A 25,544-nucleotide genomic window follows, 5' to 3' on the forward strand; every position below is an offset into this window, starting at 1 on the left:
AAGCTCCTCCTTCGCTCAGGCCCGGGCGTGCGGGAGCGGCCGGCGAAAGTTCGCTGGAAGTGTCAGGGGGCAGCAGAGTGGCCACCCGGGTTGGCAGTGGGGCCGATGGTCCGTCCCCGCACCGCCGACCAATGGGTTAATTCGGCTGTCCCGCTCCTGAAGCTTGTTTGCATGAGGTCTCTTCTCATTCTTCGTAAAAAGGGGAACTCATGCGTGTGCCCGGGAAGGGCCTGGCCGAGCCGGGCCGCCATGCCGGAAGACGCCGGTCCGGCGGCCGCGTGCTGGCGGGTGTGTTGGCGCTCGCCGCGTCGTTGGGGGCCGCCGCCTATGCCACGGTCCCACCACCTGTGCCCGGCAGCTCCGTCATCACGGTGAAGACGGGCGGTGACCGGACCGGGGGCTCGGCAGTCGGCCCGCTGGCCGGGGTGAGTCTGGCCCTGTACTCGTCGGAAGATGCCGCCACACCCATCGCCGCGCCGTGGGCCCAGTGCACATCTGACGCGGATGGCGACTGCAGCTTCGTCGTACCGGACACGGATGGCGGCGGCGCCAACGAGGGTGCCCGCTACTACGTCGGTCAGCCCGAGAACGGGGCGCCGGCCGGCTGGTACACCAACACCTCCCTGCGGACCGGGGCGGGAAGCGGGTCGGGGTCGGTGCAGTCCTCGTACCGGTTCCCGACGCCCGCCTTGGAGGACGGTCGGACGTACTCCTCCACCGGCGACTTCATGTTCAGCAGCGACTACGCGGCCACCCCGTATGTAGCCTCCGGCGGGATCTGGCAGCAGTCCCGCAACAACCCGGAACTCCCCGAGCAGTGCGGCCTGGACGTCGCCCTCGTCCTGGACCTCTCCGCTTCCGTGGGAAGCGCGCTGCCCGATCTGAAGGCGGCGGCGAACGGGTTCACCGATGCGCTGGCCCAGACCCCCTCCCGGATGGCGCTCTTCTCCTTCGACCGCGGCTCACCCAGCACAGGCACGGCGAACCACCCCGAGCTGATGCCGGTCTCCACGCAATCCGGGGCCGACGCCTTCAAGGACCTGTACGCCGACTGGGCCCTGGGCTCGGGCACCAACTGGGACCAGGGCCTGTACGCGGTCGCCAACGCCGACCCGCGGTACGACGCGGTCGTCGTCCTCACCGACGGCAACCCCACCTACTGGAACAACCCTCGTCAGGGCGACGGATCCCACACCCACTTCGCCGACGTCGAAGGCGGGATCTTCGCCGCCAACGCGGTCAAGGCCAAGGGCTCCCGCGTCGTCGCCGTGGGCGTCGGCCGGGGCGTCGAAGGCGTGTCCGGACTCAACCTCCGAGCCATCTCGGGACCGGAAGCCTTCGACGGCAGCAATCCGCTCACCGCCGACCACTACCAGACCGCCGACTTCGCCGGCGCCGGCCAGGCACTCACCGAACTCGCACTCAGCAACTGCGCCGGGACGCTGTCGGTGGTCAAGCAGATCGTGCCCGAGGACAACACCGGTGAGGACGTCACCGGGTCCACACCTGCCGGCGAGGGCTGGGAGTTCACCGCGACCACCACGACCCCCGGCATCGGCGGGCTCCCCGACACCCAGGAGACCACAGCCGACCGTACGGGTGCTGTCTCCTTCAACCCCACCTACCCGGCCGGCACCGACTCCGCGGACATCGCCGTGACCGAGGACCAGCGCCCCGGCTACGACCTGATCACCCAGGGCGGACTCAACGCCGTCTGCACGGATCTCGACACCGGCGAACCGGTACAGGTCACCAACACCGGAACGACCGGAAACCCCGGCTTCGGCGTGGACGTCCCCCGCCTCTCCGCAGTCAGCTGCACCATGTACAACCGGCCTCAGCAGGACGAGGAAGCCGAGATCACCGTCGAGAAGGAATGGCTCATCGACGGAGTGCCGTACGAGCACGACGACCGCCCGGACGGCTACGAAGCGAACCTCACCCTGACCGGCCCTGGTGCCGACGGCCCCACTTCCCAGGAGTGGGGTGCGGACCGTGACGGCTACACCCTCGGCGACACCACGACGATCGCCGAGACCGTCACGGTACCCAACGCGTGCACTCTGGACAGCAGCCGCATCGTCTCAGCCAACGGCAGCCCGGCCGACGAACCCCTGCCCTACGAGGCGCAGCTCACCGAGACCGAGAACACGTTCACCGTACGCAACACCGTGAGCTGTCTCGACGAGGACGAGTCCCGGCTGACCCTGGTCAAGCGCGTCATCAACCAGCACGGCGGAACCGCGCAACCCGGCGACTGGACCCTGTCCGCCGACGGCCCCGAAAATCTCTCCGGCACCAGCGGCAGCGCGGCCGTCACCGACGTGACGGTGCCTTCCGGCACCTACACGCTCGGCGAGACCGGCGGCCCCGAGGGCTACCGGCCGACCGGCTGGGAATGTGAGGACTCCGAAGGCGACGACGTACCGGTCACCAACGACCAGGTCACCCTCGAAGCAGGAGACGCCGTCACCTGCACCCTCACCAACAAGGAACACAGCACACCTCCCTCACCCACCCCGACCCCGCACCCCACAGATGACTACGGCTACGGCCACGGGGACGACGGATACGGCAACAGAGGACACTGACAAGACCGATCCAGTCGTCCCAGCGTTCACCCCGGCCCCACCGACAGACTGGAAGGCGCGACCGAAAGACGAAGAGACAGGCAGCGATCGCCGACCCCGGCCAGGCCGGGGTCGGCCGTCTCATTTCCGGGCCAAGCAGGAAAAGCTTCGATCTCTCCCCCGGGCACGGTGTGCCCTGCGCCTTCTGGGCCTCGGCAGGCAGGCGCGACCAGGGAAGCCCGCGAGGTAAAGCCTCTGCCGAGCCTTGAGAACAGCTGCTGAGCCAAGACGAACGTCGCGGCCGTCGCCCTGCCGCCGTGGTGGACGTCGCGCTCGCCGTCCGCCGATACCGGTCGGCGGACCTTCTCGGACGCCGGTCGGCAGCCGCTGCCGACCGGCGTCAGAGCGAGGTGAGCAGTTCGCCGTCGATCACGGTGACCGCGGTGCCGGTCAGCTGGGTGCGCTCACCGCGCAGGGTGGTGCGGACCAGCCCCGAGCGGGCCGACGCCTGGAGCCCGATGAGGTCGTCGCGGCCGAGGCGGGCCGACCAGAAGGGGGCCAGCGCGGTGTGGGCGCTGCCGGTGACCGGGTCCTCGTCGACGCCGACGCGCGGGAAGAAGCCGCGCGAGACGTAGTCGTAGCCCCGGGCGGGTTCCTCGGCCGCGGCGGTGGCGATGACGCCGCGCCGGGAGTGCGTCGCCAGGGCGGCGAAGTCCGGGGCGAGCGCGCGTACGGTCGCCTCGTCGCGGAGCTCGACCAGCAGGTCACCGATGAGCTCGCCGGTGTCGTGCACCGACACGGGGTCGCCCCCGAGGGCGTCGGCGAGTCCGTACGGCACCGGCTCCTCGGACAGCGGGGCGGTGGGGAAGTCGAGGGTGATGCCGCCGGCCCCGTGGGCGGTCGCGCTCAGGATCCCGCACCGCGCCATGAAGCGCACCGGGCCGGTTACCAGGCCCGCGGTGTGCAGGACGTGGGCGGTGGCGAGCGTCGCGTGCCCGCACATGTCGACCTCGGTGACCGGGGTGAACCAGCGCAGCGCCCAGTCCGCCGGGCCGCCCGGCGGCAGCGGGTGGGCGAAGGCCGTCTCGGAGAGGTTGACCTCGGCGGCGATCTCCTGAAGGCGTTCGGCGGCCGGGTACGCGCCGCTCTCCAGCAGGAGCACACCGGCAGGGTTGCCGGAGAAGGGGCGGTCGGTGAACGCGTCGACGATGCGAATCCTCATACGCCGACCGTAGGACGGCCGCGCGGAGAGCGGCCAAGGCCAATTCACGGTGTCTGGCCCCTGGCTCTCCGGCGGCTCCGGAGGCGGCCGGGGCCTCAGCGGCTGGGGGTGCCGCCGTTGCGGTGGGGGAGGCCGGGCCGGGTGTCCAGCGACCAGATGTGCGCACAGCCTGGGCACTGGAGGTGCAGGACCGGGCCGCTGTTGGCGATCAGGTGGCGCCAGTGCTCGCCGCAGGTGCGGCGGTCCGCGCAGATCGTGCAGTGGCGGGCGTCGTCGCAGGCGGGGCAGGCCACCCAGGCGCGGCGGGCCGGGTCCGCCTGCGGGTCAACGGGCAGCCGCACGGCCGGGATCCTCCTCCGGCAGGACACCGGCGGCCACCAGCCGGTCGTAGGTGCGCTGCTGCTCGGCGTCCAGGCCGGAGTACAGCAGGGCGTAGGCCTCGTTCTCGCTGCGGAGGACGGCCGCCGGATCCCAGTCGGGCCCCAGCGCGGCGACCACCTCGGCCCGTCGCCGGGCTTCCTCGAAGGTCAGGTCGATGGTGAAGGGGATGAGCTCGGCTGTCCTGTCCTGGTGCATGGCTGCGCTTCCGGTGCGGGGGGTGAATTCTCACCATCTGTACCAGGGGTGCGCGGCAGCGGGGAAGGGTGACCTGAGTCGCCCGGCGGTGGGGGGACGCGCCGTCCCGGGGGCCGTGCCGGATGGACTGGCGGGGGAGGGAGGCGGGTTGTCCGTACGGCGGCACCGGTGGCGACCCCCGCGGCTCGTGGCCTTGTGGCGCAGGTCATAGCGCGAGCGCTTCGGCGGGGCGGCCGCCGCAGGGAGCGGTAGCGCTTCGGTCGGCCGTTCGCAGGGGAACGAACGAAGCTGTCCCGCCCACCGCCCAGGCCTGCCCGGTCAGGTCAGGCCCGCTCCGCCTTCCCCGGCCCGGTTCGTGCGCCGGGCCGGGCCGGGGAAGGCGACGTGGCCGCGTCAGGCGACAAGAGCGTGGGCCAAGCGGTACGGCTTCGCGGTGGCATCAGCCACAGGCCGCCACCGCGGTCCCGTAGGTTTCCGAAGCCCGATCGCCGGTCGTCGAAGGTCATATGCGGCGCGGTACGGCTCCGTCCTGCCGGCGGTAGAGGTCGCGCAGCAGGGAAATCTCGGCGCCGTGATGGATCAGCTCCCTGTTGACGTGCAGGACCCTGTTCTCCAGGGGAAACCGCTCAGGGCCCACCGTGGGCGGATGGTCCAGGTCGGTGTCCGAGAGCCCGCGGACTCCCGCGTTCCATCTCCCGTACATCTCGTCGAGCTGCTTCAACGCCTCGCCCGCGGTCCCTGCGTAGGCGAAAGTCCGGGAGTCGACGTCCTGGCCGCCGAAGTACCATGCGACCCGATAGCCCAGGCACGAGACGATGATGTGTGCCAGCCGCCAGGCGATGGTGGTCACCGGTGCCGGGGTCGGCGCCGTTGCCGGGGCGGGGGGCGCGGAGTCCATCGTCCATTCGCCCGAGCCCGTCGGCCCGGGGGCGGTCGATCTGCCGCGCGGGCGGATGCTCCAGCAGTCACGCACCGGCTCCCAGAAGTACTCCTCGTCCGTGAGGCCGTCCAGCCGTGGCCGCAGGTTCTCGCGCCAGTGCCAGTCCAGCTGCTCGGCGAGCCGCTCGCTTCTTGTCATCGCCGCACAGTATCGGCCCGTCGAACGGCGTGAGCGTCGTCTGCGGTCGTCGACACCCACGACACAGGGCATCGGCCATGCGTGATCCCGCAGCCTTGCCGTCCGATAGTTTCCGATATATCGTTGACGCATCGCGACAGATCAATGATGGAAAGGGGCGTAGCGATGCGTTCACACGGACATGGATACGAGCACCGGCCGGGGCACGGCGGGCCCGGTCATCACGGTCGAGGCGAGGGGGACGGCCGGCGGGCCGCTTTCGGGCCGTTCGGGCCGCCCTTCGGTGGTGGTCCCTTCGGTGGTGGGCGCGGCCGTGGCGGCGGCGGTCGGGGGCGAGCGCGGCGCGGTGACGTGCGTGCGTCGATCCTGGCTCTGCTGAAGGACCGTCCGATGCATGGTTACGAGATGATCCAGGAGATCGGCGAGCGCAGCGGCGGGGCCTGGCGGCCCAGCCCCGGCTCCGTCTACCCGACGCTTCAGCTGCTGGAGGACGAGGGGCTGATCGTCAGTGCCAGCGAGGGTGGCAAGAAGCTGTTCACGCTCACCGAATCCGGGCGGAGTGAGGCCGAGACCGGCCCCGAGGCTCCGTGGGAGGAGGCCGGGCGCGGTGTCGACTGGGAGGGCGTTCATGAGATCCGGCAAGCCGGATTCGGTCTGATGGAGGCGTTCGGGCAGGTCTGGAAGACCGGCTCGGCCGATCAGCGGCAGAAGGCGCTGACCGTCATCAACGACGCGCGTAAGAAGCTCTACCTGATCCTCGCCGACGAGCACTGACGAGCACTGACGAGCACTGGCGAGCACTGAGGTGAGCGCCGGGCTCCGCGTGGCAGGCGGTGCGGCGCGGCGGACGGGCGGACGGTGCGTGCGGGGCCCCGCGGTGACGAATGCCGCGGGGTCCCTGTGCGTAGCGTCCGGGTGTGGCTCACGGAGTCACGAGCCCGCCGAGCTTGCGCAGTGACTCCTGGAGCGCCGCCGTCGCGGAGTCCGTGAGCTTGCCGCCCATCAGGGAGACCGCCGCGCCGGTGAACTCCCCGTCGATGCGTACCGTCGTGGCGTCGCCCTCCGGGGTCAGTGAGTACCGCATGGCCAGGTTGACCCCCATCGGGCCCTTGCCCCGGGTCGCCAGCAGGCGGCCCCGCTCTAGGGCGTCGACCGTCCAGGACACCTCGGCCGGGAAGCCCATGAGCCTCATGTTCTCCTCGTAGGCGGCTCCGGGCTTCAGTTCGGCCGGGCCGCCCCCGGGGAAGTCGGTGTGGGTGGCGTTCCACTCCCCGTACGACGCGTAGTCCGTCAGGCGGTCCCAGACCTTTCCGGCGGGTGCCTCGATGCGTGCCTCGGCGCTGACTTCGGCCATGCGACCACCCCTGGTCCGTCCGGTATCGGTGGCGTGGAACGTAGCGGGGGCCGCGCCAACCTTCAATACTGATGAACCGTCAGATCTGCTGGGGCTGCCGGTGCCACCAGATCACCGCGGCGTCGAAGCGGTCCGACGCCCGGGGGTGGGGTCCGTCGTCGTGGCAGTGGAAGGCCGTCCAGAAGAGATCGGCGGGCAGGGCGTCGTCGGGTGCGTGTACGCGGTAGACGTACTGCAGCCCGTCCTGGGCGAGCAGCGCGACCATCCAGAACACCCGTTCCTCCCCTTCCTTCCCCGCTGTGTGCGTTGTGGCGTGTGGGACGTGTGTGCGGCGGTCCGCGGTTGCCTGCGGGGCGTGCGATGCAAGGCGGCGCGCGCCCCGCAGGCCGCAGGGTTGCGTCGTCGGGCGCGATCTCATCCGCAAGGATGACGGATCGCTCTGCCGTGCCCAACTTCGGTGGGATGCGTAATGGGTCGCTCCGGCGATGCCTTTCGGCCCGGGGACTGATGGGGTAGAGGGGTGCAAAACCGGACGCCGCGGATCCCTGAACAGCCCGCACCGAGCCATCCCGAACTCGATGCCCGCTTCACCCATGAACTGGCAGCGGTGCTGACCGGTGCGCGCAGGCGCGCGCTGCGGGACGGGGACCGTCAGGTCGACACCGCCCACCTCCTCCACTCCCTGATCGAGACGGACCCCGAGGTCCGTGAGGCATTCGACGGAGGGCCGCAGCTGGCCAGGGTGCTCGGCTATCTCGTCCAGCGCAGCATCGGCTACGGACTCCGCTGGCAGGGCTCCGTCGAGGACTCCGGGGCCGTGCCCGTGGTGCGTGCACCGGCCGCCGACGGCTGGTCGCCCTCGGCGCTGGCCGCGATGGACGACGCGCTGTACCGCGCGGCGTCACGCGGCGAGGGCCGGGCCGCCGGTCTCGACCTGCTCGCCGCGCTGGCCGCCGACGCCGAGTCCCGCGCGGTGGAGGTGCTCGCCCGCGGGGGCGTGGACGCCGGGTGGCTGTCCGGGCGTGTGGCGGGGGTGCTCGCGGCCGGGGAGGCGCGGCGCGGCTGAGGCGCTTGGTGCTCGCGCCCCGGGGCGCCGTCTCGACAGGTGTCACGAGGATGACGGTGCTGTCGGCCGGTGCCATGATGTGCCGATGCACGCGTCTTCGAGGTTTCAGGGCAGAAGCGCAGGGCTGGGGCTCGCCCTGCTTTCGGCCTTTGCGTTCGGTGGTTCGGGAGTGGCGGCCAAGCCGCTGATCGAGGCGGGGCTCGACCCGCTGCACGTGGTCTGGCTCCGTGTCGCCGGCGCCGCCGTGGTCATGCTGCCGGTCGCCTGGCGCCACCGGTATCTCGTACGGGAACGTCCCGCCCTGCTCGCCGGGTTCGGTCTCTTCGCGGTGGCCGGGGTCCAGGCGTTCTACTTCGCCTCGATCTCCCGCATTCCCGTCGGGGTGGCGCTCCTGGTCGAATATCTCGCCCCCGCGCTGGTCCTCGGCTGGGTCCGCTTCGTGCAGCGCAGGCCCGTCACCAGGGCCGCCGCCGTCGGTGTCGTGCTGGCCGTCGGCGGACTCGCCTGTGTCGTCGAGGTCTGGGCCGGGCTCAGCTTCGATCTCCTCGGACTGCTGCTCGCCCTCGGCGCCGCCTGCTGCCAGGTGGGGTACTTCGTCCTGTCCGACCACGGCGGACAGGACGGCCGGTCCGGGGAGGGTGAGGGCGAACAGGCCGAACCCCCGCACCCCGTCGGTGTCATCGCGTACGGACTGATCACCGGCGCGGCCGTCCTCACGGTCGTCTCCCGCCCCTGGGGCATGGACTGGGCGCTGCTCGGCGGCAGCGCGCGCATGAACGGCACCGACGTTCCCGCCTGGCTGCTGCTCGGCTGGATCGTGCTGCTCGCCACCGTCCTCGCGTACGTCACCGGGGTCGTCTCGGTCCGGATGCTCTCGCCGCAGGTGGCCGGGGTCGTCGCCTGCCTCGAAGCGGTCATCGCCACCGGGCTGGCCTGGGTGCTCCTCGGCGAGCACCTCTCCGCGCCGCAGCTCATCGGGGGATTCGTCGTGCTGTCCGGTGCGTTCATCGCGCAGTCCACCGCCCCGAAGCCGCCCTCGGGTCCGGTGGCCGCCGGAGCCGGAACCGGGGCGGTGGCCGGGCCGGTCGAGGGGGAGTTGTCGCACGGCCGGGCCCCGCATTAGTGTGATCGCCATGCATCTGACTGTGCTGCCGCCGCCTGCCGCCTAGCGCGCGCGGCCACTCCTGACGAAGACCGGGCTCGGGCAGTCCCCGAGCGGCTCGTCGCTGCCCGCGTGCGGAGCCGAGCGACCTGTCACCCCGTCTTCCGCTGGAGAAGTCACATGCCCTTTTCCGCTTCATCCGCGCTGCCCGTCGGGCGGAGCCTGCTGTATCTCGTCGTCGCCGGAGTCGCCTGGGGCACCGCCGGCGCGGCCGCGTCCCTGATCTTCCGGGTCAGTGATCTCGGCCCCCTCGCCCTGTCCTTCTGGCGCTGCGCGGGCGGTCTCGTCCTGCTCGCGGGCGCGCTCGCGCTGCGTCCCCGCCGTACGCCCCGTGAGCCCGAGCCCCGGCGTCGCCGGGTGCTCCGCATCCTCGGAACCGGCATCGGGCTCACGGTGTTCCAGAGCGCGTACTTCGCGGCGGTCGAGGTCACCGGCCTCGCCGTCGGCACCGTCGTGACGCTCGGCGCCGGGCCCGTCCTGATCGCCGTCGGGGCGCGGGCGCTGCTGGGCGAACGCCTCGGCCGGGGCGGTCTCGCCGCCGTGACCGGGGCTCTGACCGGACTCGTCGTGCTGGTCCTGGGCGGCGAGGGCGGTGACGTGGTGCCGGCCGGGGTGCTGCTCGCGCTGCTGTCCGCCGCCGGGTACGCGGCGATCACCCTGCTCACCCGGTGGCTCGGGCGGGACGGTGGTGGCGGCGACCCGTTGACGACCAGCGCCTGGGCGTTCGGTATCGGAGCGGTGGGCCTGCTCCCCATGGCCCTGGCCGAAGGGCTGGTGCCGCACACCGCCGAGACCGGGCAGGTGCTGTGGCTGATCGTCTATGTGGCGGCGGTCCCCACGGCCCTCGCCTACGCGCTGTACTTCGCGGGAGCGGCCGTCGTCCGGGCGGCCACCGTCTCCGTGATCATGCTCCTGGAGCCGGTGAGCGCGGCCGTCATCGCGGTGACCGTCCTGCGGGAGCGGCTGACGGTGGCCACGGTCCTCGGCACGCTGCTCCTGCTGACCGCCGTGGCCGGACTGGCCCTCGCCGAGGCGCGCGGCGCGGCGGTCGCCCGCCGGAAGGAGCCCGCGGTGGTGTGACGGGCTTCTTCCGGCGAGAGCCGGAAGGCGTCGGCGGAGGCCCCGTACCTGTGGCGGCCGGTCTCCGCCTGGCGTGCCCGTGGCGCTTGGCCGGCCTGCGTCTGTCCCTGGTGTGTGGCCGGCCCGCGCCTGTGCGCCGGTGGGGGTCTGGTCGGCCTCCGCCTGCGTGGTTGTGGCGTGCGGGGGGCCTGCGCCCGTGTGGCCGGGGTGTGGCCGGCTTCCGCGTCGGTGACGTCGTGACGGCCGGTCTCCGCCGTCGTCAGAATGCTGACAGATAGTCCGGTATGCCGACGGCAGGGTCCAGGTCGTCCGCCGGGACCGGCGGAGCGTAGCCCCGGGTGAGCGGCACGATGCCGGTCCAGTGCGGGAGGGCGCCGTCCTCGGGCTCGTCGTTGGGGCCGCCGGTGCGGACCTTCGCGGACACCTCGTTCAGGTCCAGCCGGATCACCGCGGTCGCGGCCAGCTCCTTGCCGTTGGCCGGGCGTGAGTCCCGGGAACGGCCGGGCACCACCTGGTCCACGATCGCGTCCAGGGCGAGCCGCAGCTCCTCGGGGTCGGTCACGGTCACGGCCGTGCCGTGCACCACCACCGAGCGGTAGTTCAGCGAGTGGTGGAAGGCGGACCGGGCCAGCACCAGCGCGTCGACATGGGTGACCGTCAGGCAGACCGGCAGCCCCGGATCCGCACCGTTCGCCGCCCGCAGCGGTCGCGAACCCGTAGAGCCGTGGACGTACAGCCGCTCGCCCACCCGGCCGAAGAGGGTCGGCAGGACGACCGGAGCGCCGTCGCGCACGAAGCCCAGGTGGCAGAGGTAGGCCTCGTCGAGGATCGAGTGGACCAGCTCCCGGTCGTAGGAGGCACGGTCCCTGGCCCGGGTGGGGACCGTGCGGTCGGTGGGCGTGTAGGGGGCGGGGACGCCGGATCCCGGGGCCCCGGAAGCGGTGCCTTCGGGCACTGCGGTGTGCGACATGGCCATCTCCATTGCATTAGTGCATAATATTGTTTGTGCTAGGAGAATATCGGATCACAGGGCGGCGTGCATCGGAGATCGCTGCCGCCATCGAGCGCGGGGTGGGCTCCGGAGACCTCCCGCCGGGGCATGTGCTTCCGCCCATGCGGGAGTTGGCCGCGCGTCTGGAGGTCAACCCCAACACCGTGGCGGCCGCCTACCGGACGCTGCGCGAGCGCGGGGTGATCGAGACGGCGGGCCGCCGTGGGAGCCGGGTGCGCGACGCCCCGGCCAGCACTTCGCGCGGCTCCCTGCGGATCGAGGCGCCGCCGGGCGTCCGGGACCTCGGCACGGGCAATCCCGATCCGGAGCTGCTGCCCGGCCTCGGACCGGCGCTCGCCGCGGCCGCCGCCGCAGATGCGGAGAGCCGCGGCCTGTACGGGCAGGCTCCGGTGGTCCCGGAGTTCGCCGCGTACGCCCGCGCGGCGCTGGACGCCGACGGGGTGCCCGCCGGGCCGGTCGCCGTGACCTCCGGCGCCCTGGACGGGATCGAGCGGGTTCTCGCGGCGCATCTCAGGCCGGGCGACACGGTGGCCGTGGAGGACCCCGGCTGGGGCAGCGTGCTCGACCTCGTACCGGCGCTCGGGCTCCGCGTCGCGCCGGTCGGCGTGGACGACTCCGGGCCGCTGGCCGCGGAGGTGGAGCGGGTGCTGCGGGCCGGGGCGCGGGCCCTCGTCGTCACGTGCCGGGCACAGAACCCGACCGGTGCGTCGGTGGACGCCCCGCGCGCCCGCGAACTGCGCGCGGTCCTCGCCCGCCACCCGGACGTGCTGCTGATCGAGGACGACCACGGGCACGCCATCGTCGACCTGCCGCTGTGCCCGCTCGCCGGGGTGAGCGACCACTGGGCGTTCATCCGCTCCGTGGCCAAGGCGTACGGCCCGGATCTGCGGGTCGCCACGCTCACGGGGGACGCCGTCACGGTCGACCGGGTGGAGGGCCGGCAGGGGCTCGGGCCCGGCTGGGTCAGCCGGCTGCTGCAGCGCGCCGTGCTCCAGCTGTGGACGTCCGGCGCCGTCGACACCCGTACGGTCGCGCGTTCCTACGGTGATCGCCGGGACGCGCTCATCCAGGCACTGGCGGAGCGGGGGGTCAGTGCCCGGGGCCGCAGCGGGATGAACGTGTGGGTGCCCGTGAGCGACGAGACCGGGGCCGTCGCCCGGCTGCTCCACGCGGGCTGGGCGGCGGCCCCGGGGGCCCGCTTCCGGTTGGACACGCCCCAGGCCGTCCGGCTCACCGTCTCCCCGCTGGCCGCGGCGGACATCGGTCCCCTGGCGGACGCGGTGGCCGCCGCCGCGGGGCCCGCCCGGCCCGTCAGCTACGGCTGAGGCGGGCGGGGTCCGCGTCCGGCGGGCTCGGGTTTTGGCCCGGGGCCCGCGCCGGGGCGGTGGTCCGGAGGGGGCGGCTCTGGGTGAGGGCCGCCCCGGCGAGGACGACCAGCGCTCCGACCGGGGTGTTCCAGCTCAGCCGCTCGCCGAGGAGTGCGACGCCCGCCGCCGTCGCGATCACCGGGATGAAGTACGTGACCATCTGTGCCGTCGTCGGACCGACCTCCTGGACCAGGCCGTACTGGAGCAGGACCGCGAGGCCCGTGCCCAGCGCCCCCAGGGCGATGACGGAGAGCGTGGGCAGAAGAGGGAAGGAAGCGGGGGCCGTGGTGAACAGCGGGGTCACCACGGCCAGTTGCAGCGTGGCCAGGCAGAGTTGGCTGCCGGTCAGCGCCAGCGTCGACGATCCGGTCCCCGCCAGGGTACGCCGGACGTAGATCCAGCCGACCGGGTAGCAGAGCGAGGCGAGCAGGGCCATGCCCGTGCCCGGGAGATCCAGGCCGGAGAAGCCCTGCCAGGCGCCCAGCACCGTGAGGACACCGAGGAAGCCGACGCCCAGACCTGCCACCCGGCGGCGGGTCGGGCGGTCCTCCGACAGGGCGACCACCGAGAGCGCCATGCCCCACAGAGGCGAGGTCGCGTTGCAGATCCCGGCCAGCGTGGAGGGGATCGTCAGCTCCGCGTAGGAGAAGAGCGAGAACGGCAGCGCGTTGAGGAGAAGCGCCGCGACCGTGAGGTGCCCCCAGGTCCGGGCCGAACGCGGCAGTCGTTCCCGGCGCATCGCCATGGCGGCGACCAGTACCGCCGTACCCGCCAGCAGACGGCCGAAAGTGACCTGGAACGGGGCGTACCCCTCGGTCCCGACCTTGATCAGCAGAAAGCTGAACCCCCAGATGAGCGAGAGCCCGGCGAACCGGATCCGCCAGTCGAGAGCCGGGCGCCGGGCGGCCGGCGCCGGTGTGGTGCCCGGCGCCGACGGTGCGGTCGGGACGGGAGGGGGCGGGGCGGATGCCGGGGCGGTGGCCCTCGGCTCGCAGGGAGCGCTCATGAGGTCCACCCTGACGAAGGAGACGTCGTAGAACAAGCGAATGTTTCTGCGGTGGACCATGTAGCATCGCTTACATGTTGAACCTGGAGCGGCTGCGTACCCTGGACGCCCTCGCCCGGCACGGTTCGGTGAGCGGCGCGGCCGACGGGCTGCACGTCACGACGTCGGCGGTCTCGCAGCAGATGGCCAAGCTGGAGCGCGAGGTGGGGCAGCGGCTGCTCGCCAGGAACGGCCGAGGCGTCCGCCTCACCGACGCCGGCCGGCTGCTCGCGGACCATGCCGCGCGAATCCTGTCGCAGGTGGAGCTCGCCCAGTCCGACATCGAGGCCCAGCGGGGCGAGGTCGTCGGCGAGGTGCGGATCTGCGCCTTCCCGACCGCGGCCCGGGGGCTCTTCCCCGCCACGCTCACCTCCCTGCGCACGGATCACCCCGATCTCACCGTCCGTACGCTGGAGTTGGAGCCCGAGCAAGGGGTGCGGGCGGTGTTCCGCGGGGACGTGGACCTGGCCGTGGTGCTCGACTGGAGCAACAAGCGGCTGCCCGTGCCCGGTGGGCTGACCAAGGCCGAACTCCTGGACGACGCACCGGACATCGCGATGCCCGTGGAGCACCCGCTGGCGGACCGCGACGAAGTGGACCTGGAGGACTTCGCGGACGATCCATGGGTTTCCTGGCCGGAGGGCGAATTCTGTTACGACTGGCTGATGTTCACCCTGCGCTCCCGGGGCATCGAACCGCGTATCGCCCATCTGGCCGGTGAGCACCACACGCAACTCGCTCTGATCGCGGCCGGGTTCGGCGTCTGCGTGGCCCCCAGGCTGGGGCGCGGCCCCGTGCCCGACGGGGTGCGCCTGGTCCCGGTGCGGCAGACCATGCGGCGGCACGTCCACGCGGTGTGGCGCACGGACGCGGACCGCCGCCCGTCGGTCCGTGCCGCGGTGGCGGCACTGCGTGCGGCGGGGGCGGGTGTGGCGGCCGGAGGCGCATGAGCCTTCGGGCTGGGGGGAGCCCCGGCCGGGACGACCTCCGGGTCGCGCTCGGAGCGCGATGATCTCCGGGGCCGGTGCTCAGCGGAGGCCGGCGAGCTTGCGGAAGTCCCAGGAGGTGATCTTCTCCGGAGTGAGCCGCAGCCAGGCGTGCCGCCCGTCGTGCGGCATCTCCGTCAAACCGAAGTACTTCGCCGGGAACAGCCGCTCCGGCTCCAGCAGTTCGGGGCAGGGCTCGCCCGTCCGGGGCGCCTCCCCGACGAACTCCGCCCGGCCGGTGAGCTCCACGCCGCGCAGCTGCTCGTACGCTTCGCCGTCGTCCACGACCACGGCGATCCTGGCGTCCTCGCGCAGCTGGGACCAGCGCAGACTGCGCGTGATGGAGTACAGCCAGAGCGAGCCGCCGTCCCAGACGAACCACAGCGCGCCGATGTGCGGGGCGCCGTCCGCGCCGAGTGTCGCCACCCGGCAGGTACGCTGTTGGCCGAGATACGCGTCCCGCTCCTCGGGCGTCATCATGATCCGGCGGCCTCGTCGCTGGGTGTCGGTCATGGCCGCCCTCTCCTCGATGTCCACGCTGCTGACCGGGTGTCAGGAATCCAGGAATCATGGACGCTCTTCCTCCATGACGCAATGGCCGCTACTCTCGCGCGCCCGGTCCGTCCCCGGAACCCGCCGGGGACACAGGAGAGGAGTGCTGGTGCCGTCGAGGCAATCGCACGAGCGGCTCACCGCGCTGCTCGCCCCCGCCACCACGGTCCTGCTGACCGTCGAATGCCAGCAGGGCGTCGTGGGGCCGGACAGCGCCCTGCCCGAACTCGCCGCCGTCGCACGCTCGTCGGGCGCGCTGGCCAACATCGCCCGCCTTGTCGCCGCCGCCCACGCGAGCGGCGTCCAGGTCATGCACGCGATCGCCGAGAGCCGGCCCGACGGGCGCGGCGGCAACCGCAACGCCCGTCTGTTCCACGCCGCCGCCCGGCTGCCCGTGCAGCAGCACACCGGCAGCACCGCGGTCCGGGTCGCACCCCCCATCGAGGTGGCCGACGAGGATCTCGTCGTCCGCCGCCTGCACGGACTCTCGCCCCTGACCGGCACCGATGCCGACCCGCTGCTGCGCAACCTCGGCTGCCGCACGCTCGTCGTCACCGGCGTCTCGGCCAACATCGCCATCCCCAACGCCGTCTTCGACGCGGTCAACCTCGGCTACACGGCCGTCGTCCCGGCCGACGCCATCGCGGGGGTGCCCGCCGAGTACACCCCCGCCATGGTTCGCAACACCCTGGCCCTGGTCGCCACCGTCACCACCACGGACGCGGTCCTCGGCGGCTGGCGGCGACCCCGCAGACAGGGCGCGGCTACGCCAGCCTGATCGAGTCGCCCTCGACGGTGATCTCGCGGGCGGGCAGCGGCTGCGTGGCGGGCCCGCCGGTCGGACTGCCCGTGGCGGCGTCGAAGGTGGAGTTGTGGCAGGGGCAGGTGATCGTCCCGGCCGACACGTCCTTGACCGCGCAGCCCTGGTGGGTGCACGTGGACGAGAAGGCTTTGAACTCGCCCGGCTTCGGCTGGGTCACCACCACCTTCTGCTGCGCGAAGACCACTCCGCCGCCCTCCGGGATGTCGGCGGTGGCGGCGAGCACCGCACCGCCCTGCTCCTCGCCCCCGCTCCCGGGCTGCTCGACCGTCTCGGACCCTTTCGCATCGTCCGATCCGCCGCACGCGGTGAGGGCGGCAGCCGCTCCGGCCGCTCCCGCCGCGGCGATGACCCTGCGGCGTCCGAGGAGGCTCCGGTGCTCCTGCGCTGCGCTCATCGCGGCCTTCCCTTCGTCGGTGTCCCCGTGTCGGGTACGTCGGTCAGAGGTACGTGCCCTGCGACCGCGATGTTCACGCCGACGACCGCGCCCTCACGGCGGAGACCCGGCCCGCCAGGCCGTAGCCGTGGTCGGGCGTGCGCGCCTACGCGTCAACGGCGCCAGAAATGCCAACGGACCGCACGACGCAACCCCGGCAGCGCGTCAGGCGCCCGACAGCGCCCCACTACCTGCCGTGGAGCGCCCGTACGGACACCTCGGAGATCTCGCACCGGACAGCCACCCGGTCCAACGCGCGGCCCTCAACCCGAAGGGTCAAGCCGGGCCCACCCAGGACCGAAGATCGGAACTCGCGCGGCGGATCCAGGCTCAGCCGATGATCGCGACCGGGGCGTCCCATGCGTTGCGGTCGACTGTGATGGTGTAACCGCCCCGTGTTTCCCTGCTGTTGACCATGTACTGATGGCCGCGGCTGTGGTTGGTGTACTGAGCGGGGTTCCACGGCCAGTCGGTGGTGGTCGTGTTCTTCTTGTTCCACAGTGCGTACCAGAGGTTGCCTGGCAGGTCCGTCTTGTTCGGGGCGGTGGCGATGGCCTTGGCGCTGGAGCTGCTGAAGCCGTAGAGGCCGCTTCGGTAGGTTGCGTTCCTCAGCGTCTTGGTGAAGGAGCGTACGTAGGTGAGGGTGGCGTCGTTGCACGCCTTGTCGGTGATGTCGTACGACTCCATGTTCAGGTAGATCGGGCTGCCCGCCTTCATCCCGAGCGCTGATGCCTTGGCCACCGCGTCCTTCGCGTTACGTGCACCGACGGAGGCCGCCGTGGAAGCGGTGAACCTCTCCGGATTCGCGCTCTTCTGGCAGGGAGGCTGCGCCCCCACGTAGAGCGGGATGAGCTTCCAGCCGGTCGAATTGACCGACTTCACCCAGGACTTCGTCAGATGGGGCTGGGCGCAGCCACGGTTCTTACCGCCGATGTAGACAGCGGCGGCACCGTAGAACTTCGTGTTCCACGCCTTCATCGCCGCGAGCGAGGGTGCAGCGCACGTATCGAAGGCTCGACCGGTGTACGTCTTCTGGGCGGGCCAAACGCCGGCCGCCATGGATGTCTCCGCTGCGATCCCGGCGCCCGCAGCCGCGACGACACCCGTCGTCGCCCAGGTGATGTAGCGGCCCTTCTTGGACAGCCGATGTCTGGACAATCCCCACCCCATTCGTAGGGCGGCTTACGGCCGCCGTGAATCCGCCGTGCTCTCAGAAGCCGGCTTGCGCTGCCCCGCAACGTGACCGCCGTCCGGGTGCGGCGTCTGTGCAGTGACGCGGTCTCCGCTTCGGATGCCCTGAGCGGATCGGAGAATAGCCGACATCCGTGTCGTGAGGTGAGCAGGGTCGCGTGAGCTCGGCCGGCAGTGTCCGGGAGGACACCGCGCTGTTCGCGCTCGTGAGGGCGGCGAGCGAGGTAGGCATCGACGGTGCTGCGGATGTCGTGGTGCGACAACGGCGTGGGGCTGCATCGGCAGGGCCGGGCGAAGGCGTGCCGGGGCTCGGTGCGCACCCCCGCGGTCGACCGCGGGGGTGCGGAGGTGTCCGCCGGTGGTGGGCCGGTCGGCCGGCTGGTGGCGCGGGGCGGTGGCCTCATCGAGGTCCGTGGTCGGTGGCCCGGTCGCAGCCGGCCTTCCGGTCGAGTGGGTCATCCCTGGTCCGGCACGGTGGGCGCGGTGGGGCGTGGGATGGTCGCGCTCGGGGCATACTGGGCGGCCTGGGCGTCGAACATGGCGGCGTACCGGCCGCGGGCTGCGATGAGCTGGTCGTGGGTGCCGTGTTCGGTGAGGCGTCCGTTGTCGAGGACGTGGATCTGGTCGGCGTGGCGGACGCCGGACATACGATGGGTGACCAGGACGACGGCTCGGTGGGGAGCGGCGAGCCGGCGGATGCGGTCGAAGGCTCGGATCTCGGCTTCGGGGTCGAGGGCGGAGGTCGGTTCGTCGACGATCAGGACGCCGTCGGCTTCTGATGTCGAACTGCGCCAGTGGGTGCGGGCCAGACCGACTTTCTGCCATTCTCCGCCGGAGAGTTCGATGGCGCCGCGGAACACGCGGGCCAGCAGGCTGCGCAGGCCGTCGGGGAGTTTGGCGATGACGGGGCCGGCGGCGGCATAGGCGACCGAGGGCTCCAGGTCCTCCTCCGCCGCGGGGTGGTCGGGGCGGCCGAGACGGATGTTCATCGCGGCGGTCACGGGCCAGCGCTGGAAATCCTGGGTGAGCAGAGAGACCCGCGAGAAGACCTGGGCCCGGTCGAGGCCGGTGACATCCTCCCCGCCCCAGCGCAGACTTCCGGAGGTGGGCAGCAGCATGCCGGAAAGGATCTTCATCAGGGTGCTCTTGCCGGAGCCGTTCTCGCCCACCACCGCGGTCACCGACCCCATCGGCAGGGTCAGGGACACCCGGTCCAGCGCGAGGGTGTCACGGTCGGGGTAGCGGTAGGTGACCTCATCCAGAACGACCTCCGCGACGCGCTCCGGGACGGGCGCACCGCCGGTGGGCAGCGTCCGCCGGCGGGCCTGGGTGAGGAAGCGGCCGTGGTCGCGGACGTAGAGGCTTTCCTCGTGGAGCTGGTTGATGTTCATCACCAGCGCACCCAGGCTCGCCGAACCGGTACGTACGGCGATGACCGCGGTCCCGGCGACTGCGAGGCTCATGTGCCCGGCCGTGATGAGCCAGAACATGGCGCCGTAGGTGGCCGCCATCGCCAGGCCGGAGAGAGCGGAGGCCACCCATTCGGTCAGGGCCTTGCTGGAGGCGAGGCGTTCCTGTTCGGCCTCGGCGCTCTCGGCCATCCGCTCGTAGCGGCTCAGGAGGAAGGCGCCGACGGCGTGCAGGCGGACCTCCTGGGCGGCGGTGCGTTCGGTGAGCAGACTGCCGATCAGACGGCCGGCCCGTACGTGCTCGATCCAGCTCATCACCGACACGTACCGCTCCTGTGCCACGCGCATCGCGCCCCAGCCGCGCGGGGCGGCGATGAGGAACAGCAGGGGCAGCAGCACCGGGTGGAGCACGGCCAGCACGCCGGCGATGGTGACCAGGGAGATGAGGCCGTTCAGTGCGGCGACGCAGGCGCCGATCATGCGGCGGGCGGCGCCGGGGCCGTGCTGGGCGATGTCGACCAGGCGCCGGAAGTCGGGGTCGTCGATGGCTTCCAGTTCCACGTTGGCGGCGGCGGCCAGGTACTGGGTGGTGGCGATCCGCTCGACTTTGGGCTCCAGCCGTCCGGCGCGGGAGGTGGACCATGCGGACAGGGCGGAGTTGACGGCACCGATGACCGCGGCGGCCAGGAGAGCGGGCAGCAAGGCGTGCAGACGCTCGCCGACGCTGCCGCTGCCGGCGAGCAGGGCGTGCATGACGGCGTTCACGGCGAGCAGGCCGGCGGCGGCGGCGATGCCCTGGCCGACCTCGCTCACCCCGACGGCGAGCAGGGCACGCCGGTCGGCCTGCCACGCCATGCGCAGCGTGGCGCCGACGAGGGACGGCATGGAGCGCAGCGCGGACATCATGGTCAGGTCCAACGTGGCGTGCTCGTGCTGGGACCAGCCCATGTCATAGCGCAGGGGGCCGCCGAACAGCTCGCGCTCGGCGTCGGACACCTGCGGGTCGGCCATCCTGACGGGCCCGAAGAACCTCTTCACCGGGCGCCTCCCGCAGGCCGGTCGACGGTCCGGCAGGACGGGCCGTGGGTGAGCGTGTGCGAGATCGTGGCCGTAGAGGGACGGCAGTCGCGTGACGGTCGCTCCGTCAGCACCCGGAAGAGCCCTTCGTTCCTGTCCGGCTCGGCGTGGTGGTGGGTGAGGCCGCAGAACTCCTGGTCCGCGCTGAGCCGGACCCCCGTCTCCTCCTTCGCTTCGCGCCGCGCAGCGTGAACAAGCGGTTCGCCCGGCCGTAAGCAGTCGCCCACGACGGAGAGCGGGGTGGCGCCCGAGGAGCCGGTGGAGTGTTCGAACGCCGGACGAAGGAGGGCGGGGAGGTGTACGGGAATCATGGGGACTCCTCGAAGGCGGATGCGGACTGGTGATCGGGTAACGGGCGTTCCCGTGTCCCCGTAACGGGTGGAGGCGGGCGAAATCTCGAACTCGTATGCGAACGCCGGGCTTTCCCCTTCTGCGGTCTGATGGGACCGGCTGTGATGCCGTGTTCGACCACTCATGTGGGTTGCGTCGGTGGCTCGGTGGCCCGGGTATTTCCTCGGCGGTGATCACCCTCGGTTACTATGCTCACTTCATGCCGGAGGCCGGCGGCAACGGCGCGGCGTCATCGACGGTCTGCTGGGGGAGCGGGGGAGGCAGGCCCGCGGCCGAAGCTCCCCGGATGCTCCCCGGCGCCGCCGACCGCTGATCCCTGCCCGACGCCCCGGAAAATGGTCCGTGGATGGCAAGGCTGAAGAGATGGGTGGCCTGGGAAAGTGCTGGAAGAGGTCGTAGCGACCCGTTACGTCACGCCTTTGCGTGAGGGCGGCTCGCTCCCCGGAATCGTCGAGGCCGACGATTCCGGCACGTACGTCATGAAGTTCACCGGGGCCGGACAGGGCCGCAAGACGCTCGTCGCCGAGGTCATCTGCGGCGAGCTGGGCCGTCGGCTCGGACTGCGGGTGCCGGAGCTGGTGACCATCGAGCTGGACCCGGTCATCGGGCTGGCCGAGCCGGACCAGGAGGTGCAGGAACTGCTCAAGGCGAGCGGCGGACTGAACCTCGGCATGGACTACCTGCCGGGCTCGTTCGGCTTCGACCCGCTCGCCTACGAGGTCGGCGCGGCCGAGGCCGGCCGGATCGTCTGGTTCGACGCGCTGATCAACAACGTGGACCGTTCCTGGCGCAACCCCAACCTGCTCGTCTGGCACGGCGACCTCTGGCTCATCGACCACGGCGCGACCATGATCTGGCACCACAACTGGCCGGGTGCCCAGGCGTCCGCGGCCAAGCCGTACAACGCCTCGGATCATGTTCTGGCCCCGTTCGGCCCGGACATCGCCGCTGCGGCCGCCGAGCTCGCCCCGCTGGTCACCGAGGAGCTGCTCACCGAGGTGGCCGCCGATGTGCCGGACGTCTGGCTGGCCGACGAGCCCGGCTTCGACTCCGCCGACGCGGTGCGCCGGGCCTACGTCGCCCCGCTGCTCGCGCGGGCCGCGACGATCCACGAGCGGATCACGCTGGACGCGCCCACCGCGACCCGGCCCTCCCAGGCCCCGGGCTGGCTCACCGACCGGCTGCCGCCCCGGCGGAACCGGGCCGCGGAGGACGACCGCGCGGCAGCGGTCGCCCGCACCGGTGAGGAGGGCGGCCGATGACGCGGCGCGACGTCTTCGAGTACGCGCTCCTGCGCGTCGTGCCCCGGGTCGAGCGGGGTGAGTGCTTCAACGCCGGAGTGCTCGTCTACTGCCGGGCCCGGTCGTTCGTCGCCGCCCGGACGCATCTCGACGAGGCGAAGCTGAGGGCACTGGACCCGGACGCCGACGTCATCGGGGTCCGGGCCGCCCTGCGGGCTGTCGAAGGGGTCTGCGGAGGAGGCGCGGAAGCCGGGCAGGCGGCGGGCGACGACGCCGGCCGGCGGTTCAGGTGGCTGATCGCCCCGCGCTCCACGGTCGTCCAGCCCGGGGCGGTGCACAGCGGGCTGACCGCCGACCCGGCCGGTGAGGTGGAACGGCTGCTCGACCTCCTCGTGCGCTGATCCGCGCCCCGGCGGGACCTCGGCGGCCCACCGGCGGGCCCTCCCGCCCGGTGTGACGTACGGCCCGCCGGGGCGTGCGCCGTTGACACCGGGTGCCAGGGCTTCTAGCGTCTCGACTGCTGAAGGTACTAAGCGGTTGCTCAGCCGTCGAGGGCTCCTTTCCGCCGGGAAGTGTCAGGGCCGGCCGGGAACACCCCGATGTCCGCTGGGCCGCTATCCAAGGGCGAGGAGAACCAAGCATGTCCACCACCGAGCAGCGCGTCGCCATCGTGACGGGAGCGGCGCGGGGCATCGGCGCCGCCACCGCCGTACGCCTCGCGGCCGAGGGCCGCGCCGTCGCCGTACTCGATCTCGACGAGGCGGCCTGCAAGGACACGGTCGAGAAGATCACCGCCGCCGGGGGGGCCGCGCTGGCCGTCGGCTGCGACGTGTCGGACGCCGGTCAGGTGGAAGCCGCCGTCGCGCGGGTCGCCGCCGAGCTGGGCGCGCCGACGATCCTCGTGAACAACGCGGGCGTGCTCCGCGACAACCTGCTGTTCAAGATGAGCGAGTCCGACTGGGACATCGTGATGAACGTGCACCTCAAGGGCGCGTTCCTGATGGCCAAGGCCGTCCAGGCGCACATGGTCGAGGCCGGGTTCGGCCGGATCGTCTCGCTCTCCTCCTCCTCGGCCCTCGGCAACCGGGGCCAGGCGAACTACTCCGCGGTCAAGGCGGGGCTCCAGGGCCTCACCAAGACGCTCGCCAAGGAGCTCGGCAAGTTCGGCGTCACCGCCAACGCCGTCGCGCCCGGCTTCATCGTCACCGAGATGACCGCGCAGACCGCAGAGCGCGTCGGCATGGGCTTCGAGGAGTTCCAGGCGGCGGCCGCCACGCAGATCCCGGTCCAGCGCGTCGGCCGTCCCGAGGACGTCGCCAACGCCATCGCCTTCTTCGCGGGCGACGACGCGGGCTTCGTCTCCGGCCAGGTCATGTACGTGGCCGGCGGACCCCTCAACTGAGCCGAAGGGCGGCGGACATCATGACGGTGCAGGACAGCGGAAAGGTCGCCCTCGTCACGGGCGCCAGCCGGGGCATCGGCTACGGGATCGCCGAGGCGCTCGTCGCCCGCGGCGACCGGGTCGCCATCACCGGACGGGGCGAGGACGCCCTCAAGGAGGCCGTCGAGCGGCTCGGCGCCGACCGGGTCATCGCCGTTCCCGGCAAGGCGCACGACGAGGCGCACCAGGCCGCGGCGGTGGAGCGCACGATGGAGGCGTTCGGCCGGGTCGACTACCTGGTCAACAACGCCGGGACGAATCCGGTCTTCGGGCCCATGGCCGAGCTTGATCTCAACGTGGCCCGCAAGGTCTACGAGACCAATGTGATCTCGGCGCTCGGCTTCGCCCAGCAGACCTGGAAGGCCTGGCAGAAGGAGAACGGCGGGGCGATCGTCAACATCGCCTCGGTCGCCGGCGTGGCCCCGTCGCCGTTCATCGGCGCGTACGGGATGTCGAAGGCGGCCATGATCAATCTGACCGCCCAGCTGGCGCACGAGTTCGCCCCGGTCGTGCGGGTCAACGCGATCGCCCCGGCCGTGGTCAAGACGAAGTTCGCCGAGGCGCTCTACGAGGGCCGCGAAGCGGAGGCGGCCGCCGCCTACCCGCTGGGCCGGCTCGGCGTGCCCGAGGACATCGGAGGTGCGGCGGCCTTCCTGACCTCCGCGCAGTCCGACTGGATCACCGGGCAGACCCTTGTGGTCGACGGAGGAATTTTCCTCAACGCGGGCGTGGGCTGAGAGCGGCCTGGCCCGATTTGGCCCTGATTGAGCCAAGTGCCCCGCCGGGTCCGCGGATTGACCTGGTGGGGCGCTGCGGTATGGTCTGCCGACCCATGGCTGATCGAGGAGCGTGCACGTGTTCTACCGGGCCAGTCTGCAGGCTGCTGCAGCCCTAGCTTCCCTTTCTCTGCTGGCCGGCTGCGGTCTCCTTTCCGACAGCGGATCGGAAACGGACCAGAGGATAACCGTCGGGACGACCAGCTCCCCGTCCACGCTCGATCCGGCGGCGGCCTGGGACGGTTCCTGGGAATTGATGCGGAACGTTTACCAGACCCTGGTGAGCTTCCCCACCGGCAGCACCAGCCCGGAGCCGGACGCGGCGGAGGAGTGCAAGTTCACCGACGCCACGAGCATGGCGTACCGGTGCACGCTCAAGAAGAACCTCACGTTCTCCAACGGCGAGAAGCTCGACGCCGAGGCCGTGAAGTACTCCATCGACCGGATCGTGGACATCCACTTCAAGGGCGGCCCGGCCGGGATGCTCGGCTCGCTGGACCGGATCGAGACCAAGGGCGACGACACGGTCGTCTTCCACCTGAACAAGTCCGACGCCACGTTCCCGTTCATCCTGGCCACGCCTGCCATGTCGCTCGTCGCCCCCGGCGACTACCGCAGTGACAAGATCCGCGACGACGGCAAGGTCACCGGCTCCGGCCCGTACCTCCTGGAGTCCTACGCGGACCGGAAGACCGCCGAGCTGAAGAAGAACCCGAACTACAAGGGCTTCGCCAACCGGAAGAACGACGCGGTCACCATCCGCTACTTCGAGAAGTCCGCCGACATGGTGAGCGCGCTCAAGGCCGACGAGATCGACGCGACCTACCGGGGTCTGACCGCCGAGGAGGTCGTCAGCCTGGAGGACAACAAGGACGACAACGCGGGCCTCCAGATCGTCGAGAGCACGGGCGCGGACATCCGCTTCCTGGTCTTCAACCCGAAGGACCCGGCCGCCGCGAACCCCGCCGTCCGCAAGGCCATCGCCCACGTCGTGGACCGCGACGCGCTGGTCGCCAAGGTCTACCGGGGCACCGCCGAGCCGCTCTACTCCATGATCCCCAAGGGTATCGCCGGGCACACTACGAGCTTCTTCGACGCCTACGGCGACCCGGATGTGAAGAAGGCGAAGAGCGTCCTCTCCGAGGCCGGTGTCACCGAGCCCGTGAAGATGACCTTCTGGTACACCACTGACCGCTACGGCTCCGCCACGGAGCCCGAGTTCGAGGAGCTCAAGCGGCAGCTGGAGGCATCCGGACTCTTCAAGATCACCCTGCGGGGCGAACCCTGGCAGAAGTTCCAGGAAGGCTTCAACAAGGGCGAGTACCCGGTCTTCGGCCGCGGCTGGTTCCCCGACTTCCCGGACCCCGACAACTTCGTCGCCCCGTTCGTGGGCCAGGAGCCCGTCACCGGCAGCCCGTACATCAACAAGGAGATCACCCAGCAGCTGATCCCCGCCTCGCGGCAGGAGAGCGACCGGGGCGCGGTCAGCAAGCAGTTCGAGCGGGCCCAGGAGATCCTCGTCGACGACGTCCGCCTGCTGCCGCTGTGGCAGGGGAAGCTGTACATCGCCGCGGGCGAGGACATCGGCGGCGGTGAGCGGGCCCTCGACCCGCAGACGGTCATGCAGATGTGGGAGCTGTACCGCAAGGCCAGCTGGTAGAGGCCCGGCGGAAGCGACGACGGGCCTCCTCGGGGGCCCGTTGTCAGTGGTGGCCGGTAGGTTCTTGGATCA

General features: G+C 71.6%; 26 protein-coding genes. 13 read left to right on the forward strand and 13 right to left on the reverse strand.

Annotated elements, in window-relative coordinates:
• Window positions 1-209 precede the first annotated feature (209 nt).
• Entirely contained in the window at window positions 210-2,591 is a 2,382-nt protein-coding gene (locus KME66_RS30005) for a VWA domain-containing protein (RefSeq protein ID WP_216327987.1), read from the forward strand.
• 379 nt (window positions 2,592-2,970) lie between these two features.
• Here the strand turns inward: KME66_RS30005 and KME66_RS30010 are convergent, their stop codons facing one another.
• The 4 genes from KME66_RS30010 to KME66_RS30025 form a co-directional block, all read right to left on the reverse strand.
• Window positions 2,971-3,792: a PhzF family phenazine biosynthesis protein gene (locus KME66_RS30010; protein ID WP_216327988.1), complete on the reverse strand. Its 822-nt coding sequence runs from the start codon at window positions 3,790-3,792 to the stop codon at window positions 2,971-2,973.
• Window positions 3,793-3,887: 95 nt separating this feature from the next.
• Complete coding sequence (locus KME66_RS30015; RefSeq protein WP_216327990.1) at window positions 3,888-4,133, reverse strand: hypothetical protein; 246 nt, start codon at window positions 4,131-4,133, stop codon at window positions 3,888-3,890.
• Window positions 4,117-4,368 (reverse strand): DUF6400 family protein, encoded by a 252-nt coding sequence (locus tag KME66_RS30020; protein WP_073224619.1) that lies wholly within the window; start codon window positions 4,366-4,368, stop codon window positions 4,117-4,119. The genes KME66_RS30015 and KME66_RS30020 overlap by 17 nt, the downstream gene beginning before the upstream one ends.
• A 502-nt stretch (window positions 4,369-4,870) precedes the next feature.
• On the reverse strand, window positions 4,871-5,446 hold the full coding sequence (locus tag KME66_RS30025) for a DinB family protein (protein ID WP_216327992.1): 576 nt from the start codon (window positions 5,444-5,446) through the stop codon (window positions 4,871-4,873).
• 165 nt (window positions 5,447-5,611) lie between these two features.
• Here KME66_RS30025 and KME66_RS30030 point away from each other — a divergent pair, with 165 nt between their 5' ends.
• Complete coding sequence (locus KME66_RS30030) at window positions 5,612-6,220, forward strand: PadR family transcriptional regulator (RefSeq protein ID WP_216327994.1); 609 nt, start codon at window positions 5,612-5,614, stop codon at window positions 6,218-6,220.
• Window positions 6,221-6,368: 148 nt separating this feature from the next.
• Here the strand turns inward: KME66_RS30030 and KME66_RS30035 are convergent, their stop codons facing one another.
• Together KME66_RS30035 and KME66_RS30040 are read right to left on the reverse strand one after the other, a co-directional pair.
• Window positions 6,369-6,800: an SRPBCC family protein gene (locus KME66_RS30035; protein ID WP_216327996.1), complete on the reverse strand. Its 432-nt coding sequence runs from the start codon at window positions 6,798-6,800 to the stop codon at window positions 6,369-6,371.
• A 79-nt stretch (window positions 6,801-6,879) separates the two neighbouring features.
• Window positions 6,880-7,074 (reverse strand): hypothetical protein, encoded by a 195-nt coding sequence (locus KME66_RS30040; RefSeq protein ID WP_073224627.1) that lies wholly within the window; start codon window positions 7,072-7,074, stop codon window positions 6,880-6,882.
• A gap of 246 nt (window positions 7,075-7,320) precedes the next feature.
• Between KME66_RS30040 and KME66_RS30045 the strand changes: the two genes are divergently transcribed.
• From KME66_RS30045 to KME66_RS30055, 3 genes are all read left to right on the forward strand, one after another.
• Window positions 7,321-7,866, forward strand: a complete 546-nt coding sequence (locus KME66_RS30045) for a Clp protease N-terminal domain-containing protein (protein ID WP_079185697.1) — start codon at window positions 7,321-7,323, stop codon at window positions 7,864-7,866.
• A gap of 85 nt (window positions 7,867-7,951) precedes the next feature.
• A complete protein-coding gene (locus KME66_RS30050; RefSeq protein WP_216327998.1) occupies window positions 7,952-8,989 on the forward strand; it encodes an EamA family transporter in 1,038 nt (345 codons plus the stop codon).
• Window positions 8,990-9,148: 159 nt separating this feature from the next.
• Window positions 9,149-10,108, forward strand: coding sequence for an EamA family transporter (locus KME66_RS30055; protein ID WP_073224630.1), 960 nt, complete (start codon window positions 9,149-9,151; stop codon window positions 10,106-10,108).
• Between the two features lie 259 nt (window positions 10,109-10,367).
• Here the strand turns inward: KME66_RS30055 and KME66_RS30060 are convergent, their stop codons facing one another.
• Window positions 10,368-11,078, reverse strand: a complete 711-nt coding sequence (locus KME66_RS30060) for a pyridoxamine 5'-phosphate oxidase family protein (protein WP_216327999.1) — start codon at window positions 11,076-11,078, stop codon at window positions 10,368-10,370.
• A 35-nt stretch (window positions 11,079-11,113) separates the two neighbouring features.
• Between KME66_RS30060 and KME66_RS30065 the strand changes: the two genes are divergently transcribed.
• Complete coding sequence (locus KME66_RS30065; protein WP_216328001.1) at window positions 11,114-12,445, forward strand: aminotransferase class I/II-fold pyridoxal phosphate-dependent enzyme; 1,332 nt, start codon at window positions 11,114-11,116, stop codon at window positions 12,443-12,445.
• Here KME66_RS30065 and KME66_RS30070 read toward each other — a convergent pair.
• Window positions 12,432-13,493 carry a DMT family transporter gene (locus KME66_RS30070; protein WP_253208507.1) on the reverse strand — a complete coding sequence of 354 codons (1,062 nt, stop codon included), beginning with the start codon at window positions 13,491-13,493 and terminating at the stop codon, window positions 12,432-12,434. The genes KME66_RS30065 and KME66_RS30070 overlap by 14 nt on opposite strands.
• Window positions 13,494-13,567: 74 nt before the next feature.
• On the opposite strand from KME66_RS30070, the gene KME66_RS30075 reads away from it, so the two are divergent.
• Window positions 13,568-14,482 carry a LysR family transcriptional regulator gene (locus KME66_RS30075; RefSeq protein WP_216328003.1) on the forward strand — a complete coding sequence of 305 codons (915 nt, stop codon included), beginning with the start codon at window positions 13,568-13,570 and terminating at the stop codon, window positions 14,480-14,482.
• Window positions 14,483-14,560: 78 nt separating this feature from the next.
• Here KME66_RS30075 and KME66_RS30080 read toward each other — a convergent pair whose 3' ends face one another.
• A complete protein-coding gene (locus KME66_RS30080; RefSeq protein WP_216328005.1) occupies window positions 14,561-15,031 on the reverse strand; it encodes a pyridoxamine 5'-phosphate oxidase family protein in 471 nt (156 codons plus the stop codon).
• 148 nt (window positions 15,032-15,179) lie between these two features.
• Between KME66_RS30080 and KME66_RS30085 the strand changes: the two genes are divergently transcribed.
• On the forward strand, window positions 15,180-15,848 hold the full coding sequence (locus tag KME66_RS30085) for a cysteine hydrolase (protein ID WP_216328007.1): 669 nt from the start codon (window positions 15,180-15,182) through the stop codon (window positions 15,846-15,848).
• Here KME66_RS30085 and KME66_RS30090 read toward each other — a convergent pair.
• From KME66_RS30090 to KME66_RS30105, 4 genes are all read right to left on the reverse strand, one after another.
• Complete coding sequence (locus KME66_RS30090; RefSeq protein WP_073224641.1) at window positions 15,835-16,287, reverse strand: Rieske (2Fe-2S) protein; 453 nt, start codon at window positions 16,285-16,287, stop codon at window positions 15,835-15,837. The genes KME66_RS30085 and KME66_RS30090 overlap by 14 nt on opposite strands.
• A gap of 369 nt (window positions 16,288-16,656) precedes the next feature.
• Window positions 16,657-17,484 carry a glycoside hydrolase domain-containing protein gene (locus tag KME66_RS30095; protein WP_216328009.1) on the reverse strand — a complete coding sequence of 276 codons (828 nt, stop codon included), beginning with the start codon at window positions 17,482-17,484 and terminating at the stop codon, window positions 16,657-16,659.
• A gap of 488 nt (window positions 17,485-17,972) precedes the next feature.
• Entirely contained in the window at window positions 17,973-19,937 is a 1,965-nt protein-coding gene (locus tag KME66_RS30100) for an ABC transporter ATP-binding protein (RefSeq protein WP_216329688.1), read from the reverse strand.
• Window positions 19,938-19,960: 23 nt separating this feature from the next.
• A complete protein-coding gene (locus tag KME66_RS30105) occupies window positions 19,961-20,314 on the reverse strand; it encodes an NUDIX domain-containing protein (protein WP_216328011.1) in 354 nt (117 codons plus the stop codon).
• A 420-nt stretch (window positions 20,315-20,734) separates the two neighbouring features.
• Here KME66_RS30105 and KME66_RS30110 point away from each other — a divergent pair, with 420 nt between their 5' ends.
• The 5 genes from KME66_RS30110 (at window position 20,735) to KME66_RS30130 (ending at window position 25,472) form a co-directional block, all read left to right on the forward strand.
• Complete coding sequence (locus KME66_RS30110) at window positions 20,735-21,616, forward strand: HipA family kinase (RefSeq protein ID WP_216328013.1); 882 nt, start codon at window positions 20,735-20,737, stop codon at window positions 21,614-21,616.
• Window positions 21,613-21,996, forward strand: a complete 384-nt coding sequence (locus KME66_RS30115; RefSeq protein ID WP_216328015.1) for a DUF3037 domain-containing protein — start codon at window positions 21,613-21,615, stop codon at window positions 21,994-21,996. Before KME66_RS30110 ends, KME66_RS30115 begins: the two co-directional genes overlap by 4 nt.
• A gap of 239 nt (window positions 21,997-22,235) precedes the next feature.
• Window positions 22,236-22,997: a 3-oxoacyl-ACP reductase FabG gene (gene fabG / locus KME66_RS30120; RefSeq protein ID WP_216328017.1), complete on the forward strand. Its 762-nt coding sequence runs from the start codon at window positions 22,236-22,238 to the stop codon at window positions 22,995-22,997.
• A 20-nt stretch (window positions 22,998-23,017) separates the two neighbouring features.
• On the forward strand, window positions 23,018-23,773 hold the full coding sequence (locus KME66_RS30125) for an SDR family oxidoreductase (RefSeq protein WP_216328019.1): 756 nt from the start codon (window positions 23,018-23,020) through the stop codon (window positions 23,771-23,773).
• Window positions 23,774-23,891: 118 nt separating this feature from the next.
• Entirely contained in the window at window positions 23,892-25,472 is a 1,581-nt protein-coding gene (locus KME66_RS30130; RefSeq protein ID WP_216328021.1) for an ABC transporter substrate-binding protein, read from the forward strand.
• The last annotated feature ends 72 nt before the right edge of the window (window positions 25,473-25,544 follow it).

Source organism: Streptomyces sp. YPW6 (assembly GCF_018866325.1).
GTDB lineage: Bacteria > Actinomycetota > Actinomycetes > Streptomycetales > Streptomycetaceae > Streptomyces.